14 protein-coding genes are annotated in these 23,685 nt (G+C 45.4%); 9 read left to right on the top strand and 5 right to left on the bottom strand.

The window, feature by feature from the left end:
• The first annotated feature begins 355 nt into the window (after positions 1-355).
• The 5 genes from H6F77_RS14465 (at position 356) to H6F77_RS14445 (ending at position 6,079) form a co-directional block, all read left to right on the top strand.
• Positions 356-967: a (2Fe-2S)-binding protein gene (locus H6F77_RS14465; RefSeq protein WP_190489395.1), complete on the top strand. Its 612-nt coding sequence runs from the start codon at positions 356-358 to the stop codon at positions 965-967.
• 32 nt (positions 968-999) lie between these two features.
• Positions 1,000-1,989 (top strand): FAD binding domain-containing protein, encoded by a 990-nt coding sequence (locus H6F77_RS14460; protein WP_190489394.1) that lies wholly within the window; start codon positions 1,000-1,002, stop codon positions 1,987-1,989.
• Positions 1,986-4,220 carry a xanthine dehydrogenase family protein molybdopterin-binding subunit gene (locus tag H6F77_RS14455; protein WP_190489393.1) on the top strand — a complete coding sequence of 745 codons (2,235 nt, stop codon included), beginning with the start codon at positions 1,986-1,988 and terminating at the stop codon, positions 4,218-4,220. Before H6F77_RS14460 ends, H6F77_RS14455 begins: the two co-directional genes overlap by 4 nt.
• 105 nt (positions 4,221-4,325) lie before the next feature.
• Positions 4,326-5,468 (top strand): XdhC family protein, encoded by a 1,143-nt coding sequence (locus H6F77_RS14450; protein WP_190489392.1) that lies wholly within the window; start codon positions 4,326-4,328, stop codon positions 5,466-5,468.
• Between the two features lie 2 nt (positions 5,469-5,470).
• Entirely contained in the window at positions 5,471-6,079 is a 609-nt protein-coding gene (locus H6F77_RS14445) for a nucleotidyltransferase family protein (RefSeq protein WP_190489391.1), read from the top strand.
• A gap of 154 nt (positions 6,080-6,233) precedes the next feature.
• On the opposite strand, the gene H6F77_RS14440 is transcribed toward H6F77_RS14445, so the two are convergent.
• The 3 genes from H6F77_RS14440 to H6F77_RS14415 all read right to left on the bottom strand — a co-directional run bounded on the left by H6F77_RS14440 (position 6,234) and on the right by H6F77_RS14415 (position 12,514).
• Positions 6,234-8,312 (bottom strand): adenylate/guanylate cyclase domain-containing protein, encoded by a 2,079-nt coding sequence (locus tag H6F77_RS14440; RefSeq protein ID WP_242022157.1) that lies wholly within the window; start codon positions 8,310-8,312, stop codon positions 6,234-6,236.
• Positions 8,313-8,377: 65 nt separating this feature from the next.
• Positions 8,378-12,028 (bottom strand): PAS domain S-box protein, encoded by a 3,651-nt coding sequence (locus tag H6F77_RS27420; protein WP_199321343.1) that lies wholly within the window; start codon positions 12,026-12,028, stop codon positions 8,378-8,380.
• Positions 12,029-12,319: 291 nt separating this feature from the next.
• Positions 12,320-12,514, bottom strand: coding sequence for a hypothetical protein (locus H6F77_RS14415; protein WP_190489390.1), 195 nt, complete (start codon positions 12,512-12,514; stop codon positions 12,320-12,322).
• 197 nt (positions 12,515-12,711) lie between these two features.
• Here H6F77_RS14415 and H6F77_RS14410 point away from each other — a divergent pair, with 197 nt between their 5' ends.
• Positions 12,712-12,954: a transposase gene (locus tag H6F77_RS14410; RefSeq protein WP_309228852.1), complete on the top strand. Its 243-nt coding sequence runs from the start codon at positions 12,712-12,714 to the stop codon at positions 12,952-12,954.
• Positions 12,955-13,168: 214 nt separating this feature from the next.
• Here the strand turns inward: H6F77_RS14410 and H6F77_RS14405 are convergent, their stop codons facing one another.
• Together H6F77_RS14405 and H6F77_RS14400 are read right to left on the bottom strand one after the other, a co-directional pair.
• Positions 13,169-16,765, bottom strand: a complete 3,597-nt coding sequence (locus H6F77_RS14405) for a DUF8508 domain-containing protein (protein ID WP_199321342.1) — start codon at positions 16,763-16,765, stop codon at positions 13,169-13,171.
• 272 nt (positions 16,766-17,037) lie between these two features.
• Positions 17,038-17,298, bottom strand: a complete 261-nt coding sequence (locus H6F77_RS14400; RefSeq protein ID WP_190489389.1) for a hypothetical protein — start codon at positions 17,296-17,298, stop codon at positions 17,038-17,040.
• Between the two features lie 244 nt (positions 17,299-17,542).
• Here H6F77_RS14400 and H6F77_RS28870 point away from each other — a divergent pair, with 244 nt between their 5' ends.
• From H6F77_RS28870 to H6F77_RS14385, 3 genes are all read left to right on the top strand, one after another.
• Positions 17,543-17,668: a Uma2 family endonuclease gene (locus tag H6F77_RS28870; protein WP_375335941.1), complete on the top strand. Its 126-nt coding sequence runs from the start codon at positions 17,543-17,545 to the stop codon at positions 17,666-17,668.
• A gap of 636 nt (positions 17,669-18,304) precedes the next feature.
• Complete coding sequence (locus H6F77_RS14390; RefSeq protein WP_514131592.1) at positions 18,305-18,490, top strand: hypothetical protein; 186 nt, start codon at positions 18,305-18,307, stop codon at positions 18,488-18,490.
• Complete coding sequence (locus H6F77_RS14385; RefSeq protein ID WP_190489387.1) at positions 18,483-23,420, top strand: PAS domain S-box protein; 4,938 nt, start codon at positions 18,483-18,485, stop codon at positions 23,418-23,420. Before H6F77_RS14390 ends, H6F77_RS14385 begins: the two co-directional genes overlap by 8 nt.
• Positions 23,421-23,685 lie beyond the last annotated feature (265 nt).

Raw genomic sequence — 23,685 nt, 5'->3', positions numbered from 1 at the left:
TTAGTTTGGTTAATTCGGGTTTGAGACGCTTACATATAGCTACTCAAGCCTTTTGCCATGAAAGGTTAGGAAATATCAACGGCCTTGGATGGCAATATATTTAAAGTATTAAGATTTTCAATATTGAAAATATCTGTCTTAGGGATGAGTAAACGCAACTGGGAAGAAAGAATAATGGCCAAGCAGTAGACAAATACTTCCGGCTAAAGGTAGATAATTTATAATAGCGATCGCTAATAGCGGTAATTTATAACTCAGCTGGGTTTGAGCGCTAGCTCTGTATCAACAATCAAGACTGGGTGAGGCGATCGCTGTTGATATTAATTAAACTTATGCAAAATATAGGAGTGAAGCTATGAAACTGAGGCTGAGGCGAAGACGGTTTGGGCAGTTAATCATCCTGGGTGTAGTAGCAACTACAGTTGGGGAGTTTACCAAGAAAGTCATAGCACAAACAAACCCTAAACCCACTTCCCCAACACCCGCAGGGTTAGCAGGTGATAGCGTTGCGGTAATGCTGCGAGTAAACGGTAAGTCATACCCATTGCAAATTGAACCCCGCGTCACCCTCCTGGATGCACTGCGAGAACGCATCGGGCTGACAGGTAGTAAGAAAGGGTGCGATCGCGGACAGTGCGGCGCGTGTACGGTATTGATAGATGGAAGGCGCATTAACTCGTGCCTCACCCTTGCAATCATGCACGAAGGAGACGAAATTACCACAATTGAAGGTTTAGCGCGAGGGGAAGAACTTCACCCACTACAAGCAGCATTCATCAAGCACGATGGCTTTCAGTGCGGTTACTGCACCCCCGGTCAAATTATGTCGGCGGTTGGTCTGCTAGCAGAAGGTTGTCCGTCATCCGATGAGGGAATTAGGGAGTGCATGAGTGGCAATATTTGTCGTTGCGGTGCTTATCCAGGTATTGTCGCAGCAGTGCAAGAAGTGCGGGAAATGAAAGCTTAAAGCAGGGTAGCAACTAAGCTCAAAAAATAATTATGAAACCATTCAGCTATGTCCGCGCTACCAGCCAGGGTACAGCTATTCAAACTGTCGCTGGCGACCAGAAAGCAAAATTTATTGCAGGCGGCACAAATTTACTCGATCTGATGAAAGAGGGGGTGATGCAACCGGATCGTCTGGTTGACATTACGCGACTACCGTTAGAGAAAGTAGAGACAATTTCAGGTGGCGTGAGAATCGGGGCGTTGGCAAGGAATAGCGATGTAGCTAATAACAAGTTAATACGCGATCGCTATCCTTTACTTTCCCAAGCCTTACTTGCTGGTGCGTCGCCGCAACTGCGAAATATGGCAACGATGGGCGGCAATTTGATGCAAAGAACGCGATGTTACTACTTCTACGATACGGCGATGCCGTGCAATAAGCGATCGCCCGGGTCGGGATGTGCAGCTATTGAAGGATACAACCGCATTCACGCCATCTTTGGCACTAGCGATAAGTGTATTGCCACCCATCCTTCGGATATGTGCGTAGCCCTAGCGGCACTTGACGCAATGGTGCGCGTAGAGGGGCCAAACGGAGAACGACAAATCCCTATTAGTGAATTTCACCGTTTACCCGGCGATACGCCAGAAATTGATACCGTCCTGGGACGCGACGAGCTAATTATGGCGGTGGACTTACCAGAATCGCGTTTTGCCCGTGCGTCGCATTATCTGAAAGTACGCGATCGCACAAGTTATGCCTTTGCTTTAGTTTCCGTTGCTGCTGCCTTAGATATTGACAACGGTACAATTCGGGGCGCAAGAGTAGCAATGGGGGGGGTAGCGCATAAGCCTTGGCGGGCGATCGCAGCAGAACAAATTTTAGTTGGTGCCAAAGCGAACGCGCAGACATTTCAAGCAGCAGCCGAGGCGACTGTGCGAGAAGCTAAACCATATCAGTACAACGCTTTCAAAGTTGAAATGTCTAAGCGGGCTATTGCTCTCGCGATCGCCACAGCAGCAGAAGGAACTACAGCATGAACGCAAATCAAAATAACAACAAAGCCGTCGGTAAGCCGATGAACCGGGTTGACGGACGCTTGAAGGTTACAGGCGCAGCACGTTACTCGGCTGAATTTCCCCAAGATAAACTTGCCTATGCAGTGCTTATTGGCAGTACTATTGCGCGTGGCAATATCAAGAGTATCGATATTAGTGCGGCGGAAAAATTGCCTGGTGTTCTAGCAATTCTCACCCACCTGAACGCAACTAAATTTGTCGCCATGCCCGGTATGATGCAAGGGGGAGCCGCAGCGGAAAATCGCATCCCATTGCAAGACGGGAATATACATCACAGCGGACAGTACGTTGGGGTTGCGATCGCCGATACCTTGGAACGCGCTACCCACGCCGCTTCACTCGTGCGCGTCGCTTACGAAGAACAACCGCCTCTAACAAAGATGGAACGCGATCGCGCGGCTATGCCTAAAGGGATGGTTGGCTTCAGTAAACCAGCAGATACCGAACGCGGCAATTTGGCACAAGGTCTGGCGGAAGCGGAAGTTAGGGTTGAACAAACTTACACCACCCCTACCGAACACCACAACCCGATGGAACCGCACGCCACAACCGCCATCTGGGAGGGGGAAAAGCTAACAGTTTACGATTCCACGCAGAACACCTTCGGCGTGCGTACAACTTTAGCAAAAGCTTTCGGCCTTCCAGAAGAAAATGTGCGCGTCATCTGTCAGTTCATCGGCGGCGCGTTTGGCTGTAAAGGGAGTATGTGGTCGCACGTCCCCCTAGCCGCCCTAGCCGCCCGCAGCGTCAATCGTCCGGTAAAGGTAGTGTTGACGCGCCCGCAGATGTTTGCATCCGTTGGACATCGAGCGCAGACCGAGCAGCAAATTATACTGGGAGCGAAGCGCGACGGACGCTTGACTGCATTAGCTCATAAAGGCATCTCCGATAGTTGCGAAGAAGCAATAGGTGAATTCGTCGAACCGTTCACCAAATCAACGCACATGATGTACGCCACCCCCAACCTGCAAACCTCGCAACGGGTAGTCCGCCTCAACAAAGGGAAACCGACATTTATGCGCGCTCCTGGAGAAGCTCCGGGAATGTATGCTTTGGAAGCTGCTCTCGACGAACTTGCATATGCTGTCAAACTCGACCCGATTGAGTTGCGCCTGCGTAACCACGCGGACACCGACCCGGATGGTAGCTTGCCTTGGTCGAGCAAGTCGCTGAAGGAATCTTACCAACTTGGGGCGGAGAAATTCGGCTGGTCGCGCAGAACCCCCGAACCGCGTTCTATGCGGGATGGTCGTTATCTGATTGGGATGGGAATGGCAAGTGCAACTTATCCTGTAGTCCGCTTTCCCGCTAGCGCCACAACACGAATTATGCAAGATGGCAGCGTCGTTGTGCAAAGCGGTACGCATGAGATGGGTACGGGTACGGCAACGGTAATGGCGCAAGCGATCGCCGATGTGTTGGGAGTACCATTTGAGCGGGTGAAATTTGAACTCGGCGATACTGCAATGCCGCGTGCGCCAGTTTCTGGCGGTTCCGCGACAGTTGCTTCCGTCGGTAGTGCTGTTGTAGGAGCGACGCAAACGGCACTCGCAAAGGTGCTGGAGATAGCCCGTGCGGATAAGCGATCGCCACTTTATAACATCCCCGATAGCGAACTCGCGATTGAAGGCGGCAAAATTTTTGTCAAAAGCGATAAGGGGAAAACAGAAACCTACGAATCTGTGCTGAAGCGCCAAAATCTTAAGATGGTGGAAGCAAACTTCGATGCTAAGTTTGACCAACCAGAGAAGAAATATTCCATGCACTCGTTTGGCGCACAATTCGCCGAGGTGCGCGTAGATCCCGACTTTGGTACAGTCCGCGTTACGCGCTTTGTAGGAGCTTTTGGCGCGGGACAGATTTTGAATTTAAAGACAGCGCGATCGCAGATGATTGGCGGTATTGTTATGGGCATTGGTATGGCGCTACTCGAAGAAACTATCACCGATAGTCGGTTCGGGCGTATCGTCAACCCCAACTTGGGCGAATATCACGTACCCGTCAACGCCGATATTCCTGCAATTGAAGCGTACTTTGTGGAAGAAACAGATCCCCACGTCAATGTTATAGGAGCTAAAGGTGTTGGTGAAATTGGCATCACTGGGGTAGCAGCGGCGGTGGCAAATGCTGTTTACCACGCAACGGGCAAGCGCATCCGCGATTTACCAATTACGCCGGATAAGCTGCTGTAAATTGTTCCACATTTAATTTGCCTATAATCACGAGCCAAAAGTTAAAAAGCTCCTACTTTTCTTGGTTTTGCTTTTTGACTTTTGGCTTGCTTGCAGTACCCAATTATGAAAGAGTTACAGGATATTGTTGCAGCATTTAAGCAGCTAAAAAATTGCGGTAAAACTGCTGCCCTTGCCACTGTCGTTAAAGTCAACGGGTCTACTTATCGCAGACCGGGCGCTCGGATGTTGATAACTCCTGATGGCACTACTGTCGGCTCTATCAGCGGTGGTTGTCTGGAGCAGGATGTCTTTGAACGCGCTAGACAGGTGATGGACTCAGGCGAACCTGTTCTCGTTACCTACGACACAACTTCCGATGACGATCTTATTTGGGGTATGCGGCTGGGTTGCAATGGCAGAGTTGAGGTTTTAATTGAGGCGATATTACCACAAAGCAATCTAAGTCCTACAGCATTCCTGGCAGAGTGTCTGCGCCAAAGGGAGCCAGGAGTTATGGCAACAATTTTCCGAATTGAAGGTGAATTAAACGTTAAAGTTGGCGAATATTTAAGGTTGTACTCAGACGGAAATATAGAGAGCAATATTTCAGAGTCTTCAGTTGTTAAAAGCATTCTGGATGATGCCCAAATAGCCCTAACAAGCAACCAATCAATAGTTAAAGTTTACCCATTGTTGACTGGCAATGTGGAAGTTTTCATCGAAGCGATCGCGCCACCAGTTTCCCTAGTAATTTTTGGTGCTGGTGGGGATGCTTTGCCGTTAGTACGTTTTGCTAAAGAGCTGGGATGGTATGTAACTATAGTTGATAGCCGCTCTGCTTATGCAACTAAACAGCAGTTTCCTCTAGCTGATGCAGTTATTGTTTCTCGTCCGGAGAACATACAAGAATACGTTCAGATTGATAATCGCACGGTAGCTGTAGTTATGACTCATAACTATATGCACGATCTAGAACTTTTAAAAATTCTTTTACCATCGCCCGTGCGATATTTAGGTATGCTTGGCCCTAAGAAAAGAACTGAAAAGTTACTTCAGGAGATTTTGGCACAAGAAAGCGCACCAACGCTAGCCCAACTCGCTCGCTTGTACGCTCCTATTGGTATCGATATTGGCGCTGATTCTCCAGAGGAAATTGCTCTAGCGATCGCGGCTGAAATCAAAGCTGTTTTAGCAAATCGTACAGGCGGATTGCTCAGAGAAAGAAAAGCACCAATTCATACTCATAACAATGAAAACAGAAGATAAATATGCAAGTAAAGCATTTTCCTGTTGGTGTTGTAATTTTAGCTGCGGGCGCTTCAACTCGCATGGGTACTCCTAAACAATTGTTGTCTTATCGCGGGCGCAGTTTTCTAGCTAATGCTGTAGAAGTTGCTATTGCTTCAATGTGTCGTCCGCTTGTGGTTGTGCTGGGAGCTTATGCGGAATTATTGCAACACGAGGTTAATCACCCGGAAGTGCAGGTAGTAGAAAATTTGCAATGGAATGAGGGGATGTCTACTTCGATTCGTTGCGGTATTAAAATGTTAGAAGCTGCGCCAGAGGAAATAGAAGCAGCCGTATTGATGCTTTGCGATCAACCGTTTGTCTCTCCTGAAGTTATTAATCAACTGGTTGAGGCTTATTATCTTATGGGTAAACCCATTGTTGCGTCTGAGTATGCAGGAACGCGAGGCGTACCAGCTTTATTTAGTAGCAGTTTTTTTTCAGAGCTGGCTAACCTCAAGAGTAGTGAAGGAGCAAAACAAGTAATTAAAAGATGCGATCGCAACGTTCTTTCTATTTCTTTTGCCAAAGGTGCTATCGACATTGACACACCAAAAGATTATGAACTACTGCAATTTACAAGCGATTAGTTATTTGATAGCATAAATTCTATAAAAATTTAAATAAGAAATAAATTTTTTCCTTAAAATTACAAAATTAATCCAATTTAAATTAGCTACAATAATTTTACCAAAATAAAGATTAAAACTAGATAAAAACTCTAGAATTATTTGCAATACTAACTCATTTTTTCTCTAAAAGCAGATAGGTAGTCATTCTTCCTCTACCTTTAATAGGAATAACGCCTCGTTTCGCAAATTCATACTTATCCTGCAATAAATCATAAGTTGTCGCTGTTACTTGAATTTCGCCAATTATCCCCTGAGATTCCATACGACTAGCAATATTAACTGTATCTCCCCACAAATCGTAGATGAACTTTTTGATGCCAATTACACCTGCAACAACTGGACCTGAGTGGATACCAATCCTGAGATTAAAAGCTTCACCTGTTAAAATATTTAGCCTTTTAATTTCTGCTTGTATGTCAAGTGCCATTAGAGCGATCGCTTCGGCATGATCTGTTCGTGGTGTTGGCAAACCCCCCACCACCATATATGCATCACCAATTGTCTTTATTTTCTCCAATCCATACTGTTCGGCAAGCTGGTCAAATTTTGAGAAAATAACATTTAGAATTTGAACTAGCTCGGCGGGAGATTTTCGCGAGGACATCTCGGTAAAGCCAACGATGTCAGCAAACATCACGCTAACAGCCTCAAAGTTGTCAGCAATGATACTTTGCTTTTGTTTCAATCGCTCGGCAATAGAGCTTGGTAATATATTTAGAAGTAAGTTTTCGCTTTGTTCCTGTTGCAAGCGCAGTGCTTCTGCGATTAGCTTGCGCTCGGTAATGTCAGAAACCGTACCTTCGTAGTACAGCAGCGCTCCCTTTGAATCACGTACAGCACGGGTATTTTCCAAAATCCAGATAATACTGCCGTCTTTACGATAGACTTGAGACTCAAATCCAACAACAGCATTGTCAGCTTCCATCGCCTCTATAAACTCGCGGTGGCGGTTAGGGTCTACATAAAGTTGCTCCCAGATGTTTTGCAAACTTGATAGTAGTTCTTCGGGTGAGTTGTAACCATATAAATTTGCCAGAGCGGGATTAGCGCTGAGGTATTTTCCCTCTGGTGTGGATTGAAAAATACCCGCGATCGCGTTTTCTACAATGCTGTGATATCGTTGTTCAGCCTGATATAGCTGTTGATAAAGTTCTCCTTGCTGTACAGCAATTCCTATTTGCGTTGATAATTCTTTAAGGAGATCTATTTCCTCTGGCTGCCAGTGTCGCGCTGCGCTACAGTGGTGAGCGATAAGTAAACCGTACAAACTGCAATTTTGCAGTTCTGTATTTGCATCGATTACTGCATCTTCAGCGTTCACACTTAATCGTTCCGGCGCGGTTTGCAAGATAGGAACAACTAAGTTAGCGCGGACTTGAAATTGAGCTAAAAATTCGACGTGGCATGGCGTAATCCCTGCTGTATAAATATCTTCAACCGTTAGAATGTGACCTTTAATATACTTTTCAATGTAACTTTTGTTAAAACAGGGGTCGTAGACCGTTCTATTTATAACTGATAGCTCCTCTTTAGAAACAGATTCTTGCGCGATCGCTCCACTCCCGTCCGGTTTAAGCTGATAAATTACCACCCGATCGGTTTGGAGAAATTGTCGCACTTCGCACACTGTTCGGCTGAGAATTTCTTCTAAATCAAGCGATTGTCTAATTCTTTGAGAGATTTGACTCAGCAATTTTTCTCGCTCGACTAACAACCGCATCGATTCTTCAGCTTTAATGCGATCGCCAATTTCTTGTTGTAGCCTTTCATTTTGCTCTCGGAGCTGTAAGGCGAGCGAACGAAGCCTTAATTGATTCTCAACACGAGCTATAACTTCTTCTCTCTGAAAAGGCTTGGTAATGTAATCTACGCCACCAACACTAAAAGCTTTTACCTTATCCCATACATCATCCAGAGCGCTGATAAAAATCACCGGAACGTCACGAGTTTGTGCATCTGCTTTTAACTGAGTACAAACTTCATAGCCATTCAGACCCGCCATATTAATATCTAGCAAAATCAGATCTGGCAGCACTGTCTGCACTGACATCAATGCCATCTGCCCCGAAAGAGCCTTCCGAACGTTGTACCCCTGCTCGGTCAACATTGTTGATAAAAGGCGCACGTTGTCGGGTGTATCATCAACAACTAGAATTTCCCGTTTGCTCGGGTTAGTTTGATTGTTAATCATTCTCTCTTTTGGAGATGGGGATGATTGGGAATTAGAAATTATGAAAATTTCCTCTCCCCTTTTATCTATTCTTTAACTTGTTTAATTAAATCTATGACTCGCTCAAAAAGAAAGTCATTCACCCAATCTATCAAGGTATGACGCAAAGGAGCATGGGTAGACGGGATTTGTTCAATTAGCTGAAGAATCTGACAATCTGAGCCTACAGCAGCCGCTTGATATAGTTGTGTCACCCACTCGTCAGGCATTTGAGACAAGTAAACCTCAACAGAGCGATCGCTCCGACTTTCCTCATCCTGTGGTTTGACCTCCAAATTTATGGCTGGCGGTTCTTCATAGATATAGCGCACCTCCAGGTGTTGAGCTATTTTTGAAAAAATAGTCTCCTCTTGCAAAGGCTCGCTCGCAAAATCGTCGCAGCCTGCCGACATAATAACGGCTCTTTCTTCCTCAAAGGCGTTTGCAGTCAGGGCAATAATCACAGTTTTTTGATTCTCGGTTTTAGATTTTTGATTTTGGAGTGATAAACTCCCCTGTTCGCCTGCTCCCCTACTCGCCTGCTCCCTCGCCTTAATCTGGCAAGTGGCTTCATACCCGTCCATTACGGGCATCACCATATCAATGAAAATTAGGTGGGGTGAGTAGCTCTCCCATAAAGCAATTGCTTCTACACCATTGCTAGCCTCGCGCACATCAAATCCTACCGATGTCAGCATTTTAACCAGCAGCAGGCAACTCGATTGGACATTATCAACGATAAGGATGCGATATTTGGGCTGGTCAGGTGCTAAACCAATAACTCGTCGCGTTTCCTGGGGTGTGCTAACTTCGTGCGACTGAGCCAGACAAAGCGGGACATAAAATTGAAAAATTGTTCCTTTCCCCAAAGTACTGCTAACGGTAATATCTCCTCCCATAAGTTGTACAAATTGTTGACTGAGGGGTAATCCCAACCCGGTTCCTTGCTGAGATTTTCGACCCGTTTCAGTTTGTTCAAAGGGTTTAAATAAAAGGTGCATTTCTTCAGGAGCAATGCCAGACCCAGTGTCTTCTACTTGAAATAACAACCGCAGAGGGGCGCGATCGCTCCCCTGCTCAACTCTCAACCGCAAAGTTACCTCGCCTGCTTCTGTAAATTTGATGGCATTTTCCAAGAGGTTAATTAAGATTTGACGTAACTTACTTTCATCTGTCTGCACATATTGTGGAACATCTGGTGTTTTATCAAAAATTAGCTTGATGCCCTTAATTTTGGCTTTGAGTTGAAACATCTCTTTGAAAGCTTCAAGCATATAATAAAGGTCAAAGCTAGTTTCATTCAGCGTTACCTTGCCTGAATCAATTTTCGCCATTTGCAAAATGTCGTTGATCAATTCGAGTAAATGCTCGCCACTGCGACTGATGATTCCCAATTGTTCATGCGCTTCAGTAGGGAGGGATGGATTGCGGTTCATCACCTGGGTAAAGCCGAGGATAGCGTTGAGGGGGGTACGCAGTTCGTGGCTCATCCTGGAGAGAAATTCGGTTTTGGCGCGGTTGGCAGCATCAGCGGCAAAAGCAGTTCGTTTGAGGGCATCTTCTGCCAATTTGCGCTCTAGTTCGGCTGCTGTTCTCGCTGCGAAAATTTTTAAAATGTAGAGGTGTTCTGAGGGGATGCCTCCACTGGATGAAGCGTTGACTATTGGCTTGATGTCCATCACCGCCAAATGGCCTAATATGTTCCCGGAAGTGTTAATCAACGGGATGCCTATGTAGCTTTGTGCGCCCAGCGTTACTAAATTTCCATAGCTAGGAAAGAGGGTTTGTACGCTTTGTGGGTAGTAGCACGTCGTCCCTTCGATAACATTGCGACACGGAGTGTTAGCTATGTAGTACTCGAAGTTTTCACCGAAGTCATCGCCTGTCCAAAATGCCAGAGTACGCAGTTTGGTTTTGGCTAGATCTGCCCACTCCGTAACCAGTGCGTAGCGAATATGTAATAACTTAGCTAGATAACGAACGCAGGAGCGAAAGAATTCATCGCCAGTTTTTGATGCTGTCCCCTCGACAATTAATCGCAGTGCTTCTTCCCTTTGCTTGCGATCTGTAATGTCGATTAGAGTACCCGTCCAAATTAGAGTACCATCCGGTAGCGGTTCTCCTGGCAAGGAGTGACCTTGAATCCACCGGACTTGCCCGTTGGTGTGATTGATGCGAAATTCTTCAAACCAGGGCTGATGTTGCTGGGCAGAAGTATTAACTGATTCCTCCAACCTCTCGCGGTCTTCTAGAAGAATTTGGTTCCACTGCAATGCATAATCTTGCATTAACTGTTCTGCGGTATATCCCAGGAGTTCGTAAGCGCCTTCGCTGATAAAGGGATACTTTTTTTGGCCTTGGGCAGTTAGCATAAATTGATAAACTGCACCCGGCATTGTGTTAGTAATTTGGCTCAACATCGACTCTCTTTCGCGCAACGCCTCTTCTGTTTGCTTGCGTTTGGTAATATCTGAGGCTGTGCCAGTTGTTCCAATGACATTTCCCTTGTCGTCCCGCAGCGCGATCGCATTAAACATCAGATAAATTTGTCGGCCATCTTTTGCGAGTTGCGTACTTTCATACTGGACTACAGATTCTCCCTCTAGAAGACGCTTGAATGTCTCTAAATCTCGGATAATTTGTTCGGGTGGCTCGAACTCTGCAAACTGCCGACCAAGCATTTCTTCGGGTTCGTAGCCGTAAATCTGTTTAACAGCCTGGTTGACAAATGTATAACGCCCAAGGGCATCGACCGACCAGATTATGTCCTGGGAGGCTTCTACTAAGGCACGATACTTTTTTTCACTCGCCAAAAGCGCTTCTTGTGTCTGTTTGCGCTTGGTAATATCTGAGGCTGTACCAGTTGTGCCAATGATATTTCCCTCGTCATCTCGCAAGGCGATCGCATTAAATAGCAGATGAATCCGTCTGCCATCTTTAGCTACATGGGTTGTCTCATACTGGAATAACGGTTCTCCTTCCAGAATCTGTTGGAAAACCTCTAAATCTTTAGCATATTGTTCCGGCGTCATGAAATCTGCAAAACGCCGCCCCAGCATTTCAACAGGTTCGTAGCCGTACATCTGCTTAACAGCCTGATTGACGAATGTGTAACGCCCAAGGGCATCTACCGACCAAATTGTGTCCTGCGATGTTTCAACTAGATCTCGATACTTTTTTTCACTCGCAATAACCTGTCTATTTTTTTCTTCTAATTCCTCAGTACGAATTTTAACTACTTGTTCTAAGTTTTGATTGTATTCTGCTAATTTTGCATTTTGTTCCGCAAGCTGTTTATCCTGAAAATAACTGCGTAGTGCTTCTTGGACTGTCAACTTTAGATCCTCATCCTGCCAAGGTTTAGTGAGGTAACGATATAAATTTGCCCCATTAATTGCATTTACTACGGCTTCAATATTAGCTTGCCCTGTTAGCATAACTTTGAATGTTTCAGGCGTAAGTGCATGGATACGAATTAATAATTCATCACCTTGCATTTTGGGCATAATACAATCAGCAATTACTAGCGAAATTTCATATTCATCGGCTAGCAATTCTTCAATTAGTTCTAAAGCTTCTTCGCCATCACTGGCAGTTTCAATGAGGTATTCATTAGTGCAATATTTTTTTAGCTGAATTTCCAGGCTTTCAACTATTGTTGATTCATCGTCCACACAAATGATTACAGGCTTTTTCATATTATTGTTATGCCATATTTAATAATTACAGCTACTTCTTTTTTTCAACTCTTTGGCAAGTAACCAGGAGAATATGCCTTTTTTCAATTTTAATTGCTGTATCCTTCCTTGGAAACGCCAAGCGCCTTTTAATAATTTGATTTAATACCATTTTACTATCTAAGGATTTGAAGACTTGCCCAAATGTTCAATATTATACTTCTAAACACCTAAAGTGACCAAATATACAGCAACAATATCAGCCTTCTCCATTGTCTATTTTTTTAGTTGAAAAAGCATAATAGGCATCAGTTAAGTATACTTGAGTAACTTTATCTTTACCCCATTTGAGGCAAAATTCGACGGCGAGTTCTTGGCTAAGCCTTCTTCTTGAATGTATTGGTTTTCTTTAGCTCGATTTATAGCGCGATCGCCGTAATCCATTGTTTCAAGATAAGAAGGGTTGCACCCGCTGCCTTCTGCTTCTACAAAATAAAATTTTTGCAAATAATTTATTGGAGCATGATGTGTCCATAGTTTCAGAACAGCACTGAATTAGTACAAGAGTACCATAAATTTATAATTCAAACAGGATTGCTATATGTCGATGAAGCAGGCATCGATAACCGGGAAGATTATCCTACGGTTAGTGCAAGGTAGGGCAGCGTTTTCATGCGCGAAAATCCGGCAAACGCACCCAAAGAGTGAGTTTGATTGCGGCGCTCAAGGCAGGAAACTTTGTTCGCGCCCATGACTTTTTTAGGTTCTGGCAACCGAGCCTTGTTCAAGATGTGGTTGGCAGAATGCTTGCTGCCGCAATTACAACTGGGGATGTGATTGTTATCGATAACGCGAGTTTTCACCGCTCCCAGAACATTGATGAAATCGTTTCAGCCGGATGTGAGATTTGGTATCTACCTCCCTATTCTCCAGACTTAATGCCTTGAAGAATTGGGTGAGGCGACGATGGGATGAATTTGCTAGCTTTTGCGATTGCGTTGATGCCGCTTTTAAGCAATGTCTAACCTATGTGTGTAGGGGTATAAAAAGTTTCTTAGAAGTGTCTAAATAGCCTAAAACCCCTTACTCAATTAGAAAACGAGGGAGGGGTTTTAGGCTAAATAAGAATGCTGCAAGATTTCACTTAAAGCAAGTTTCTGGTCAGATAATGAAACCGTTTTTATTGATATCGGTGACACCTTCGAGAGTCGCTAAGGATTCAAATTCAAAGCTATTTTCGCCACCGTCTCGATCGAACAAAACAATCGTTTTACCGCCATCCAACTGCTTATAATTCAAATAATTATCAGCAAAAGGATTGCAGCCACCGTAGTTAACGCTGCTTAGAAGCTGCGAAACATCAATGCGATCGGAATTTACACTGAAATCACTAATCGTGTCGCCTAGATCTGCAACAGACTCAAAGCGGAAGACATCACTTCCTTGACCCCCTATAAGGATGTCTTGATCCGCACCACCAATAAGCAAGTCGTTGCCTCGACCGCCATTGAGAGTATCTCGACCAACACCGCCCTTGAGGGTGTCATCTCCGTTCTCACCTTCGATGGCATCGTCTCCGACACCCCCATTAACAACATCATCACCGTTACCGCTTTTAACACGATCGTTGGCGTCGGTGCCCGTAATGTTGTCGGGTTTATTGGTGCCATTAATCGGGTTGAAATCGTTGTCAGCGATCGCCAGGTTAGCGATCGCATTGTTACCCAGCTTATATTTACTGCTTGCGGTCAGCGTCAGTTGAATCGTTTCAACGGGTTCTGCAATGGCATCATCGATCGGAAGTAGGGTGACAGTGACACTACTCTGCCCGTTAAGAATTGTCGCTGTACCATTGGTGAAGTCTGCTCCGGTTATGCTGTAGTCACTTCCAAAGCTCGCAGAACCGTTGACGGCGAAGTTGACCACCAGATCGCCACTCGTGCTAGTTCCACGACTGAGCGTGAATGTGCCAGGGATACTTTCTGCTTCCGCTGGATTGCCACTCGCAGTAATGCTGATAGTCGGTAAAGGAAGGTTGAAGCGGGCAATGCTGGGGTCATGGTCACTGATTTGGTCAGCGAACTCAGAATTGATGTGAACCACATCAAACCCTGCGAATTGACTCACTAGGTTATCACTAACCATGATGTGGTCAAGTGCCTGAGCATTGCCCTCAAAGTTGTACGTGTACTGTTCCTCATAAGGCAGTTTCTCGATCAACGTCGTCAATCCCGCCCCTTCAAGAATGTTAACCGGATCGGAAAACTGAAAATCGTTCAAGTCACCCGCCACAACCACATTCGCATTCGGATTCACAGCCAACAAATTCTGAACAAAGTCGCGGACAATAGTAGCTTGTTGTTCGCGCTGGACTTCGCTGCTTAGGAGCGGTGGCTGAGACACGCCGAATAGTGGCTGATCGCCACCCTTGGAGTTGAAGTGATTCCCGATCACAAACACCGTCTGACCGTTGAAGACAAACTCACCTACGAGTGGCTTGCGGCTGCTGTTGAAAGCAGAATTTGTCGGATCGATCCGACCGGGGCTAGCAGACAATTCAGGAGTACCGCTCGCGTTGACTACTGTTGTGTCAGAGGTTGAGGTACCACCGGGACGATCGACAAAGCTAACGCGAGATGAATTGAACAGGAAGCCAACGCGAATATTACCGCCCGGTTCACCGCCATCGCGATCGTCTACTGGGTTAATTTGACGGAACTCGTAGGTCGGACCTCCCTGCGCGGCGATCGCATTAATTAACGTTTGGAACGTGACGCTGGCATCCACGATTGAATCGTTGACAGCACCGTTATTGTCCTGAATTTCTTCAACAGTGATGATGTCAGGAGATTTAAGGTTGTTGACGATCGCGGCAGCAAGCGCATTAAACTTAGTTGCGCCATCGCTGGGGTCAAGATTTTCAACGTTAAAGGTAGCAACGGTGAGTTGGTCGCTATTGCCCACCAAATCCGTGACTTCCCTCTGCAATCCACCAGCCGTGGCTGTCAACGGCGTAGTGTTCAGCAGTTCAAAGTTGCCAAAGCTGTAGTCAATTACGCCGACTACGGTGCCGAGCTTGTCGCCAACATTCACTGTTGGTTCAGCACTAATCAATGTATCGTCAATCTGAATGCGCTCTGGATTAAAATCACCCTGACTGATGGTGATACCACCCCGGCTGTTCACACCCGTTGCCCCTGCGCCGTTGTCGGCTAGTACCCAAATCTCGCCAAAATCGCTTGTGGGGCTGACAGCAGTTGCATTGTTGACCTGCACCAGCATTCCTTCGAGACTTTCATAGAAGTCAATGCCATCATTAGCAGGGTCAAACGTCCCAGTTGTTTCAACACTTCCACTAGCATCATCTTCAATCACAGTGTTGGGAATCGCCCGTCCACCAGTGCCTAGAATAGTTGCAGTGGGCAATGCATTACCGCTAGAGAGACGGCTAATCAATGGGCTGGTCAGTTGGGTAACGGTAAGGTTGGTGCTGTTAGCGCCACCGGAACGAAACTCTGCAACGGTTCCACCCACTTGCACATCATCGCCAACGGCTACCGTCGGCGCTGATGAGGTGAAAACAAAAATCCCTTCAGACGTTGCATTGTTAGCATCCGGCGCTGCATCCTGGATGTAAAAGCCATTAGAACGTTTTGCTGTTACAATTCCCGTTGTTGTCACAGTCTGACCCACCAGAGGTGAGAGGTGACTTGTGCCCTGAATGTCTCGAATTCGGGTGATTGCAACATCGTTGTCTTCAACGACGATCGCTGCGGTAGTAGAGCTACCCAGGTCGTAATTATTTCCGTCAACTAAGGTGAGGGTGACTGTCTCGCTGCCTTCAATTTCACTGTCATCGACGGGGGCGATCGCAATATCCACAGTTGCCCGATCTACTGAGAAGCTAACAGTCCCAGTTAAAGCAGGTGTGTAATCAGTTCCATTCGTTGCTTGACCGACCCCAGTTGCAACCGTGTAATTTACTGTCAGTGCCTCGTTGAAACCGCTCGATCGTGTCAATCTAAACGTTCCTGTTTCCATTGAGCCACCAGAGCTGACTTCTCTAGCAGTGGGGTCAATCGCCTCAATCGTGAGAATTGGTGAACCCGGAACAGGGGTAATCCCAGTACTGACTGAAAGATCGTCGATCGCTAACCCGTGATCGTTTCCTGCATCGTTGACATCTTGCCAGCGCAGCCAAACTTGCTGACCGGGAGCAAGGTTTAGCCCGCTTAAGGTCGCTGATAAAGCTGTGCGGTTTGCAGCCGCATTGCCATCTAGCGCACCTGCCGTTGCGGTTGCGATCGGACTTGTAAAGTCTAGGGCATCAAACTCAGTCCAGGTTCCTGATGTTAGGCTCGTTGCACCCACTTGGTAGGCAAAATCTAGCTTCTGAGGAACAGAAGGAGTTGTTGAGGTACTGCCGCCGTTCCGCCATTGTTCGCCATTGTAGCTGATATCAAGAGAGGAGAGAGTACTAGCAGTGTCGTTGACGAAGCTCGCCCCATAATAGATAGTATTTGTGCCTCCAGAGGCAACTGATCCTAACGCTCGATCGGTGGATGAGGAACTACCAAAGCTGTAAAGTGCGCCACTGTTATCTGTTCCACTACTGGCTCGGTAGGTCGTTCTGTTGGAGTACCAACCAGAAATTGTAGAGTCGTCAGCCCAAGAATTGGTGGTACCAATATTCGCTAATGTATTAAATTCTTGAAAATAGGGGCTGCTTGAAGTGCTACTCAGATTAATCGCTGGCATGAGTGAATTCTCAGATTACGGCAAATAGAGATATGTATGACACGGAAGTATAGAAAAATTGCAGCATCCTTTCGTTGCCCGATGAAGTTCAGCAAAAGCTGTCGCAATTTTCCTAGAGGCGATAATCGCCGACCAAACCTTAAGGAGTAACTGTTATAAGGGCTACAACTTTAGATTTTAAAACCAAGTAATAAGAACTATAGAGACCTCATATTAAGAAGCCGTAAATGAGAAGTGAATAATTTATTAAATTCAGTAGTTATACAGAATTTTTAAGTAGGATACCCAGGATGCACTTCTTCCCGTTTGAGATAGACGCTGGCACGTTTCCAAGGGGATGAACTGCGCTGGTTTTGTCCGCTCAAAGGCTCTTTGCGTCCCTTGCTCAAACAGGCGCAAATCTTTTCTCGCTGTCTGTGCCACCATCCACTAATGCCTCTCCCCTTGAATAAAGTGAATCGTCCATCCCTCAGACGCTTCAGAGGGATGGTTCTCACCTTCACAAGTGTAAAAACCTCAGCGCTTTCAATCATCACGTCCGCTCTGCTGGGAGCAGGCGGTGACGACTGTTGAGCTAGGCGTTATTTCCACCGAATTGCCCTTTAGTGTGTAGTGTGACTTGCGCGCACTCCCGTCCCGTAGTTGGAGGGGATTTACCATACCACAGGAGTTAGTCCTTTGGTTCCTGTAGTTCCCGATGGCTTTTTGAGTTTGGGAGTTGAACGTCACCGACAAGGAAGCCAGGGAAAAAGCTATGTAGTTTGGGAATAAAATGGGATTGTTCCGATTTTTGCCCTAGAGGTGGCATCGCGAACACCGGGAGGAGAATATGATACGAAGATGGGAATTTATGCCAACTTGGGACTTTTATATTATCTAATTTATAATCCTGAATATTGGTAGCGAGATAGGGAGCAACGTATCAGGCTGCGTATTGATAGTTGTCTCAATGTGCCGAGCGAAATCTCTTCTGTTCGAGTACCTCCAATCGTTGGAGTAATTATTGATGTTTATTCTTTTCGGGTTTATTCATAAGATGTCAAACAACATCGCCTACATCTTTATACTGAAGGGAATGGATTTAGGGTAATTTGGAGACTTTTTTTAAAACCATTGAGCTTTTATGGTAGAAAATTCGATTAAGACAGTTTTTTTATGTTAGTGATGGTTATGTGGTTTATCTCCAATTTATTGATGATGGTGGCCACTTAGTCAACAAGCTTTATAGGACTCGTATAGACGGATAAAATACTCGTTGATACATTATTTAGCTCGCTTTCATAGGAAGAAATTATGTTAGGCAAAATTAATATAAATATTAAAGCTTTCCGTTTGCCTGGTGGTTTACTACTTAAAACATAAAACGTCCTTATTCCTTCTAAAATCCTACGATAGCTGTGCAAAACCGAATATTTGGGATTAGGCTATATATACGACGAGCAACCTCTCCTAAATGATGAATCGACTACAATGAAAATGGATTAAACAAAATATGATGTTCATAATTTAGCAGATAGCGTTTTTAATTTAAAGGAAGCTGTGGCCCAGATGCCTGCTGAAGGGGTAGCGAAAATGAACGTAGTGGCACTTTCGGCTAGAGAAAAAGAGATTTGGGAGTTGCTAGAAGAAATACAACCAGGAAAGGTTGCGCTAGCTGAGTCACTAGCTAAAAAAGTCAAAAATTTACGTCTGGATCAAATAATTGATTTAACAAGCCATGTTTAGCGATCGCATAAGGGCAAATAAAGGAGATATTTTAATAGTTGATGATGTTCCCGAGAGCTTGCAACTTTTATCAAGTATTCTCACGGAATATGGTTATGAAGTTCGTCGAGTAATTAACGGTGAGCTGGCATTGACGGTAGTGCATTCCGATCCGCCAGAGTTAATTTTGCTCGACATTATGATGGCAGATATGGATGGCTATGAAGTTTGTCAACAGCTAAAAGCCTCCTCATCGCTGCGCGAAATTCCGGTGATTTTCGTGAGCGCTCTCAATGATGTATTAGATAAAGTGAAAGCTTTTAGTGTCGGTGGAGTAGACTACATCACTAAACCAATTCAAGCTGAAGAGGTCATCGCCCGTGTAGAAAATCAATTGACTATAGTGCGTCAGCAAAAGCAACTGCGAGAACAAACAGCATGGCTCGAACAGGAAATTGGCGAACGTATACAAGCTGAAGAAGCCCTGCGCGAAAGTGCTATCAAGCTACGCAATCATAATATAGTATTGACAAAATTAGCTAAAAGTCGGGCGGTAAATCAGGGAGATTTAAAAGCAGCTTTAAAAGAAATTACAGAAGCAAGTACAAATAATATTGAAGTTGCACGCTCTAGTGTATGGCTTTTTGACGAAACAGGTACTAAGATCCAGTGCGTCGATCTATTTGAGCAGAATTGCAATCAACATAGTGAAGGATTTGAACTACTAGCGGCAGACTATCCTGCATATTTTCAAGCGTTGCAGCAAGATGAACCGCTCGCAATAGAGGATGCCCATACCGATCCTAAAACTAAAGAATTTTCCGAGTTTTATTTGACCCCTTTAAGCATTGCATCCATGCTGGATATACCTATAAGACTAAAGGGACAAACAGCGGGAGTTATATGCTTAGAACACGTCGGAGGGGTTCGTAAATGGACGCCAGAAGACCAGAATTTTGGTCGGTCGCTTGCCGATTTAGTTTCTTTGGCGATTGAAGCACGCGATCGCAAACAGGCAGAGGAAGCACTCCGAGAACGAGAGGAACGGTTTAGAACCTTAGTCTCCAACATTCCTGGTGCTGTTTATCGATGCCTCAATGATTCCGACTGGACGATGCGGTTTATCAGCGATGCCATTCTAGATATTTCTGGTCATCCGCCTAGCGATTTTATTAACAATCAAGTGCGAACTTTTGCCAGTATCATCCATCCCGAAGATAAAGATAAGGTTGAGATGGTTGTTAGGGATGGTGTGAGAAACCAACAACCTTTCCTCATCGAGTACCGCCTCATTAAAGCGGATGGTAGCATCTCTTGGGTTTCCGAAAAAGGGCAGGGCATTTTTGATGCAACAGGGGAACTGCTTTGGCTCGATGGAGTAATTTTTGATATTAGCGATGCCGTGGCGGCGGCTACACAACGCAGACGAGCCGAAGCCGCACTGCAAGCAACCCAGGCTAGAAATCGAGCTATTGTCGAAGCTATCCCGGATATGTTGTTTTGCATGAGTGCCGATGGCACTTATCTAGACTACAATGCCCCAAAGTTTACCAACTTGGCTGTGCCGCCCAGCGTGTTCTTAGGAAAAAAACCGACGGAAGTGTTGCCGCCGAATGTAGCTAATTTATTCGACCATCATATAAAACTCGCGCTCGCGACCAAGCAGATGCAAGTTTTTGAGTACCAGCTAACGCCGCTTCACGGGGTTTTATCGGATTTTGAGGCTAGAATTGCCCCGGCTGGAGACAACGAAGTACTCAGTATTGTTAGGGATATTAGCGAGCGCAAACGCAGTGAGGCAGCGCTGCGCGAAAGCGAACAACGATGCCGCGCTATCTTTGAGTACGCTGCTGTAGGCATCAACTATGTAGATTTAAAGAGTATGTCTCGCCGGATTAACCAACAGTGGTGCGACATTCTCGGCTACACCCAAGAAGAACTGCTTGACATTAACTTTCACGAACTAACGCACCCAGGCGATCGCGACCTAGATCGGGAATATATCACCCAAATGCTGGCGGGTGAAATTCCCAGTTACTCTATAGAAAAGCGCTACATTCGCAAAGATGGTTCTGCTGTGTGGGTGAATCTAACCGTGTCGCTGGTGCGGGATCTAGCTGGAATTCCGCAATCTACCATCAGCGCGATCGCAGATATCAGCGAACGAAAAATAGCTGAGACAGCACTGCGCGAGAGTGAGACACGCTTCCGCGCTATTTTTAACTCAAGTTTCCAATTCACAGCAGTATTGCAACCCGACGGCATCTTGCTTGATGCCAACCAAACTGCCCTCGACTTCGCTAAAAGCGAGCTATGTGAGATCGTAGGGCGTCCGTTTTGGGAAACCAAATGGTGGACTGAACCAGGCAAAAGCATTCCCAGCCAGAACCAGGGAACCTTACACAAGCAACAAGCAGCAAGCGAAGCAAACCAAAGTGCAGTACAGATAAAAGGCGCTACTAGAAATAAAAAGCTTAACCTCTCGCCAAAACAGGAGCAATTGAAAGAAGCGATCGCTTATGCAGCTTCGGGCGAGATTGTGCGTTATGAAGTAGATATCCAAGGTGCGGGAGATACTGTAGCCACAATTGACTTTTCCATTAAGCCAGTCTTTGACTCATGCAATAAAGTAGTGTTGTTGGTTCCAGAAGGACGAGACATCACCGAACGCAAACAGGTAGAAGAAACCCTCCGACACATGGCAGAGAGGGAGAAAGCGATCGCCAGAGTCATTCAACAAATGCGCCAGACTTTGGATCTTGAAACAATATTCACCGCCGCCACCCAAGAATTACGACAAGTAATCAACTGCGATCGCATCGCCGTCTATCGGTTTAATCCTGACTGGAGTGGAGAGTTCGTCGCCGAGTCCGTCGCAGATAAGTGGATTCCTCTGCTGCGCCAACAACACAACGACTCAGCTTTCCTAAAAAATACCCTAGAAGACTCTCGTTGCTCTGTAAAAACCTTGAGCAGTAATGACTCTTGTGCCTCTATTGAAGATAGCCATAGCGCATCGATTACGTCTGGAGGATTTGTGCGAACTGGTATGACTCCAGACGCACCAACACTACCGCCAAAAGAGACAAATAAGGCAGTAGTGGATACTTATCTGCAAGAAACTCAAGGTGGAGCATACCGTCGAGGCGCATCGCACCTTGTTGTTGAAGACATCTACCAGGCTGGGTTTTCCCCCTGTTACATTAACCTCTTAGAGGAGTTTCAAGCTAGAGCCTACATAACAGTTCCGATATTCTGTGGCAGTAAACTTTGGGGATTGCTGGCGACTTATCAAAATTCTGGCCCCCGCCAATGGAAAAAAGCAGAAATTAATGTTGTGATGCAAATTGGCAATCAACTCGGAGTCGCTTTGCAGCAGGCACAATTACTTAAAGAGACTCAAAGACAGTCACAAGCACTCCAAGAAGCTGTAATAGCGGCAGATGCAGCCAATCGCGCTAAAAGTGAATTTCTCGCTTCCATGAGTCACGAACTGCGAACTCCGCTCAACGCTATCCTCGGCTTTACCCAAGTGATGAGCCACGACTCATCTCTATCTACCAAGCATCAGCAACACCTGACAATCATTAATCGTGCTGGCGAACATCTGCTCGATCTGATCAACGACGTGTTGGAAATGTCCAAAATCGAAGCAGGCAGAATTGAGTTAAATGAAAATTCATTTGATTTAATTCGTCTGCTCGACAACTTGGAAAATATGTTCCGATTAAGAGCGGAATCGAAAGGTTTACAGCTAATTTTTGAAATTGCCCCAGATGTTTCTAAATTTGTGACAACCGATGAAGGTAAGTTGCGATCTTGTTTAATTAACCTGCTCTCGAATGCAATTAAGTTTACTGCTGAAGGTGGGGTTACGCTTCGCGTGGGAGTGGGAACTGGGAAAGAAAATGATGATGTCGGCGTGCTAATTACCTTTGAAGTAGAAGATACAGGTTTCGGGATTTCTCCTGAAGAAATAAACCTCGTATTTGAACCATTTGGTCAAACAGAAACAGGACGCAAATCCCAGCAGGGAACAGGATTAGGTTTACCCATTAGCGGCAAATTCGTGCAGCTTATGGGGGGAAATATCAGTGTTAGCAGCGTTGTAGGTGAGGGCAGCAAATTTACCTTTGATATTCAGACAAAACTTACTCAGGCGATTGACATTGAGGCACCAGTAGCGAAACGCAAGGTGATTGGTTTAGCACCCAACCAAACGGAAGAAGAATATCGCATCTTAGTGGTTGACGATCGCTTTGAGAGCCGTCTAGTGCTGGTTACGCTATTAACATCAATTGGCTTTCTCGTGCGAGAAGCCGAAAATGGTAGAGAAGCGATCGCTATGTGGGAAAGTTGGAAGCCACACCTGATATTGATGGATATGCGAATGCCAGTAATGGATGGGTATGAAGCTACTAAATATATTAAAGCTAGGGAACAGGAGCGATTAGGAACAGTTGAACATTTTGTAGAGACGCAATTTATCGCATCTGAAGCAGGAGAAAGTAAATCAATCCAAAATATCAAGACTACGATTGTTGCCCTTACCGCCAGCGCCTTTGATGATGAGCGCCAGCTAATTTTGTCGGCTGGTTGCGATGATTTTGTTGGCAAGCCATTCAGAGAGGAAGTATTACTAGAAAAATTGAGTAAATATCTAGAAGTCGCTTATGTCTACGAAGATAAAATTCTGAATACAGAACAGGAAAACCGCAACATACAGGTAAGTTTGACATCAGCCGAATTTAAACGTTACTTTTCTCAAATGCCACCCCAGTGGTGGGTACAAATACAAAAAGCCGCCGCTCTAGGCAGCGATGATATAGTGTTGGCATTGATTGCACAGATTCCTCAAGAGAACGCTTTGTTGGCGGCAGCGCTTGCAGATTTAGTAAACAACTTCCAGTTTGAAAAAATTATCGAATTGACTCAACAGAGTACAGATTAAATTATTAAGGATCAATTACTAAAAACCTAGCGATCGCATCAAAATTACAGTTTCTAATAAAACATCTAAAAATCGTCAATTTTGTTGCATTAATTTGGGATTTGATCAAACCAAATCATTTATCCATATCCAACTTATCCATAAAGAGGAATTATAGCAGCCGAAGTATAGGTTAGGACGTTAGGCGAACGGCTGTATCTACTCGTTCACGGAAATCTTCGATAGTTCCAAGGGATTTTCTGACTCGATTCTTAATCGGAAACCA

This window comes from Microcoleus sp. FACHB-831 (assembly GCF_014695585.1).
Lineage (GTDB): Bacteria > Cyanobacteriota > Cyanobacteriia > Cyanobacteriales > FACHB-T130 > FACHB-831.
This window is presented reverse-complemented; position numbering and strand designations above follow the sequence as displayed.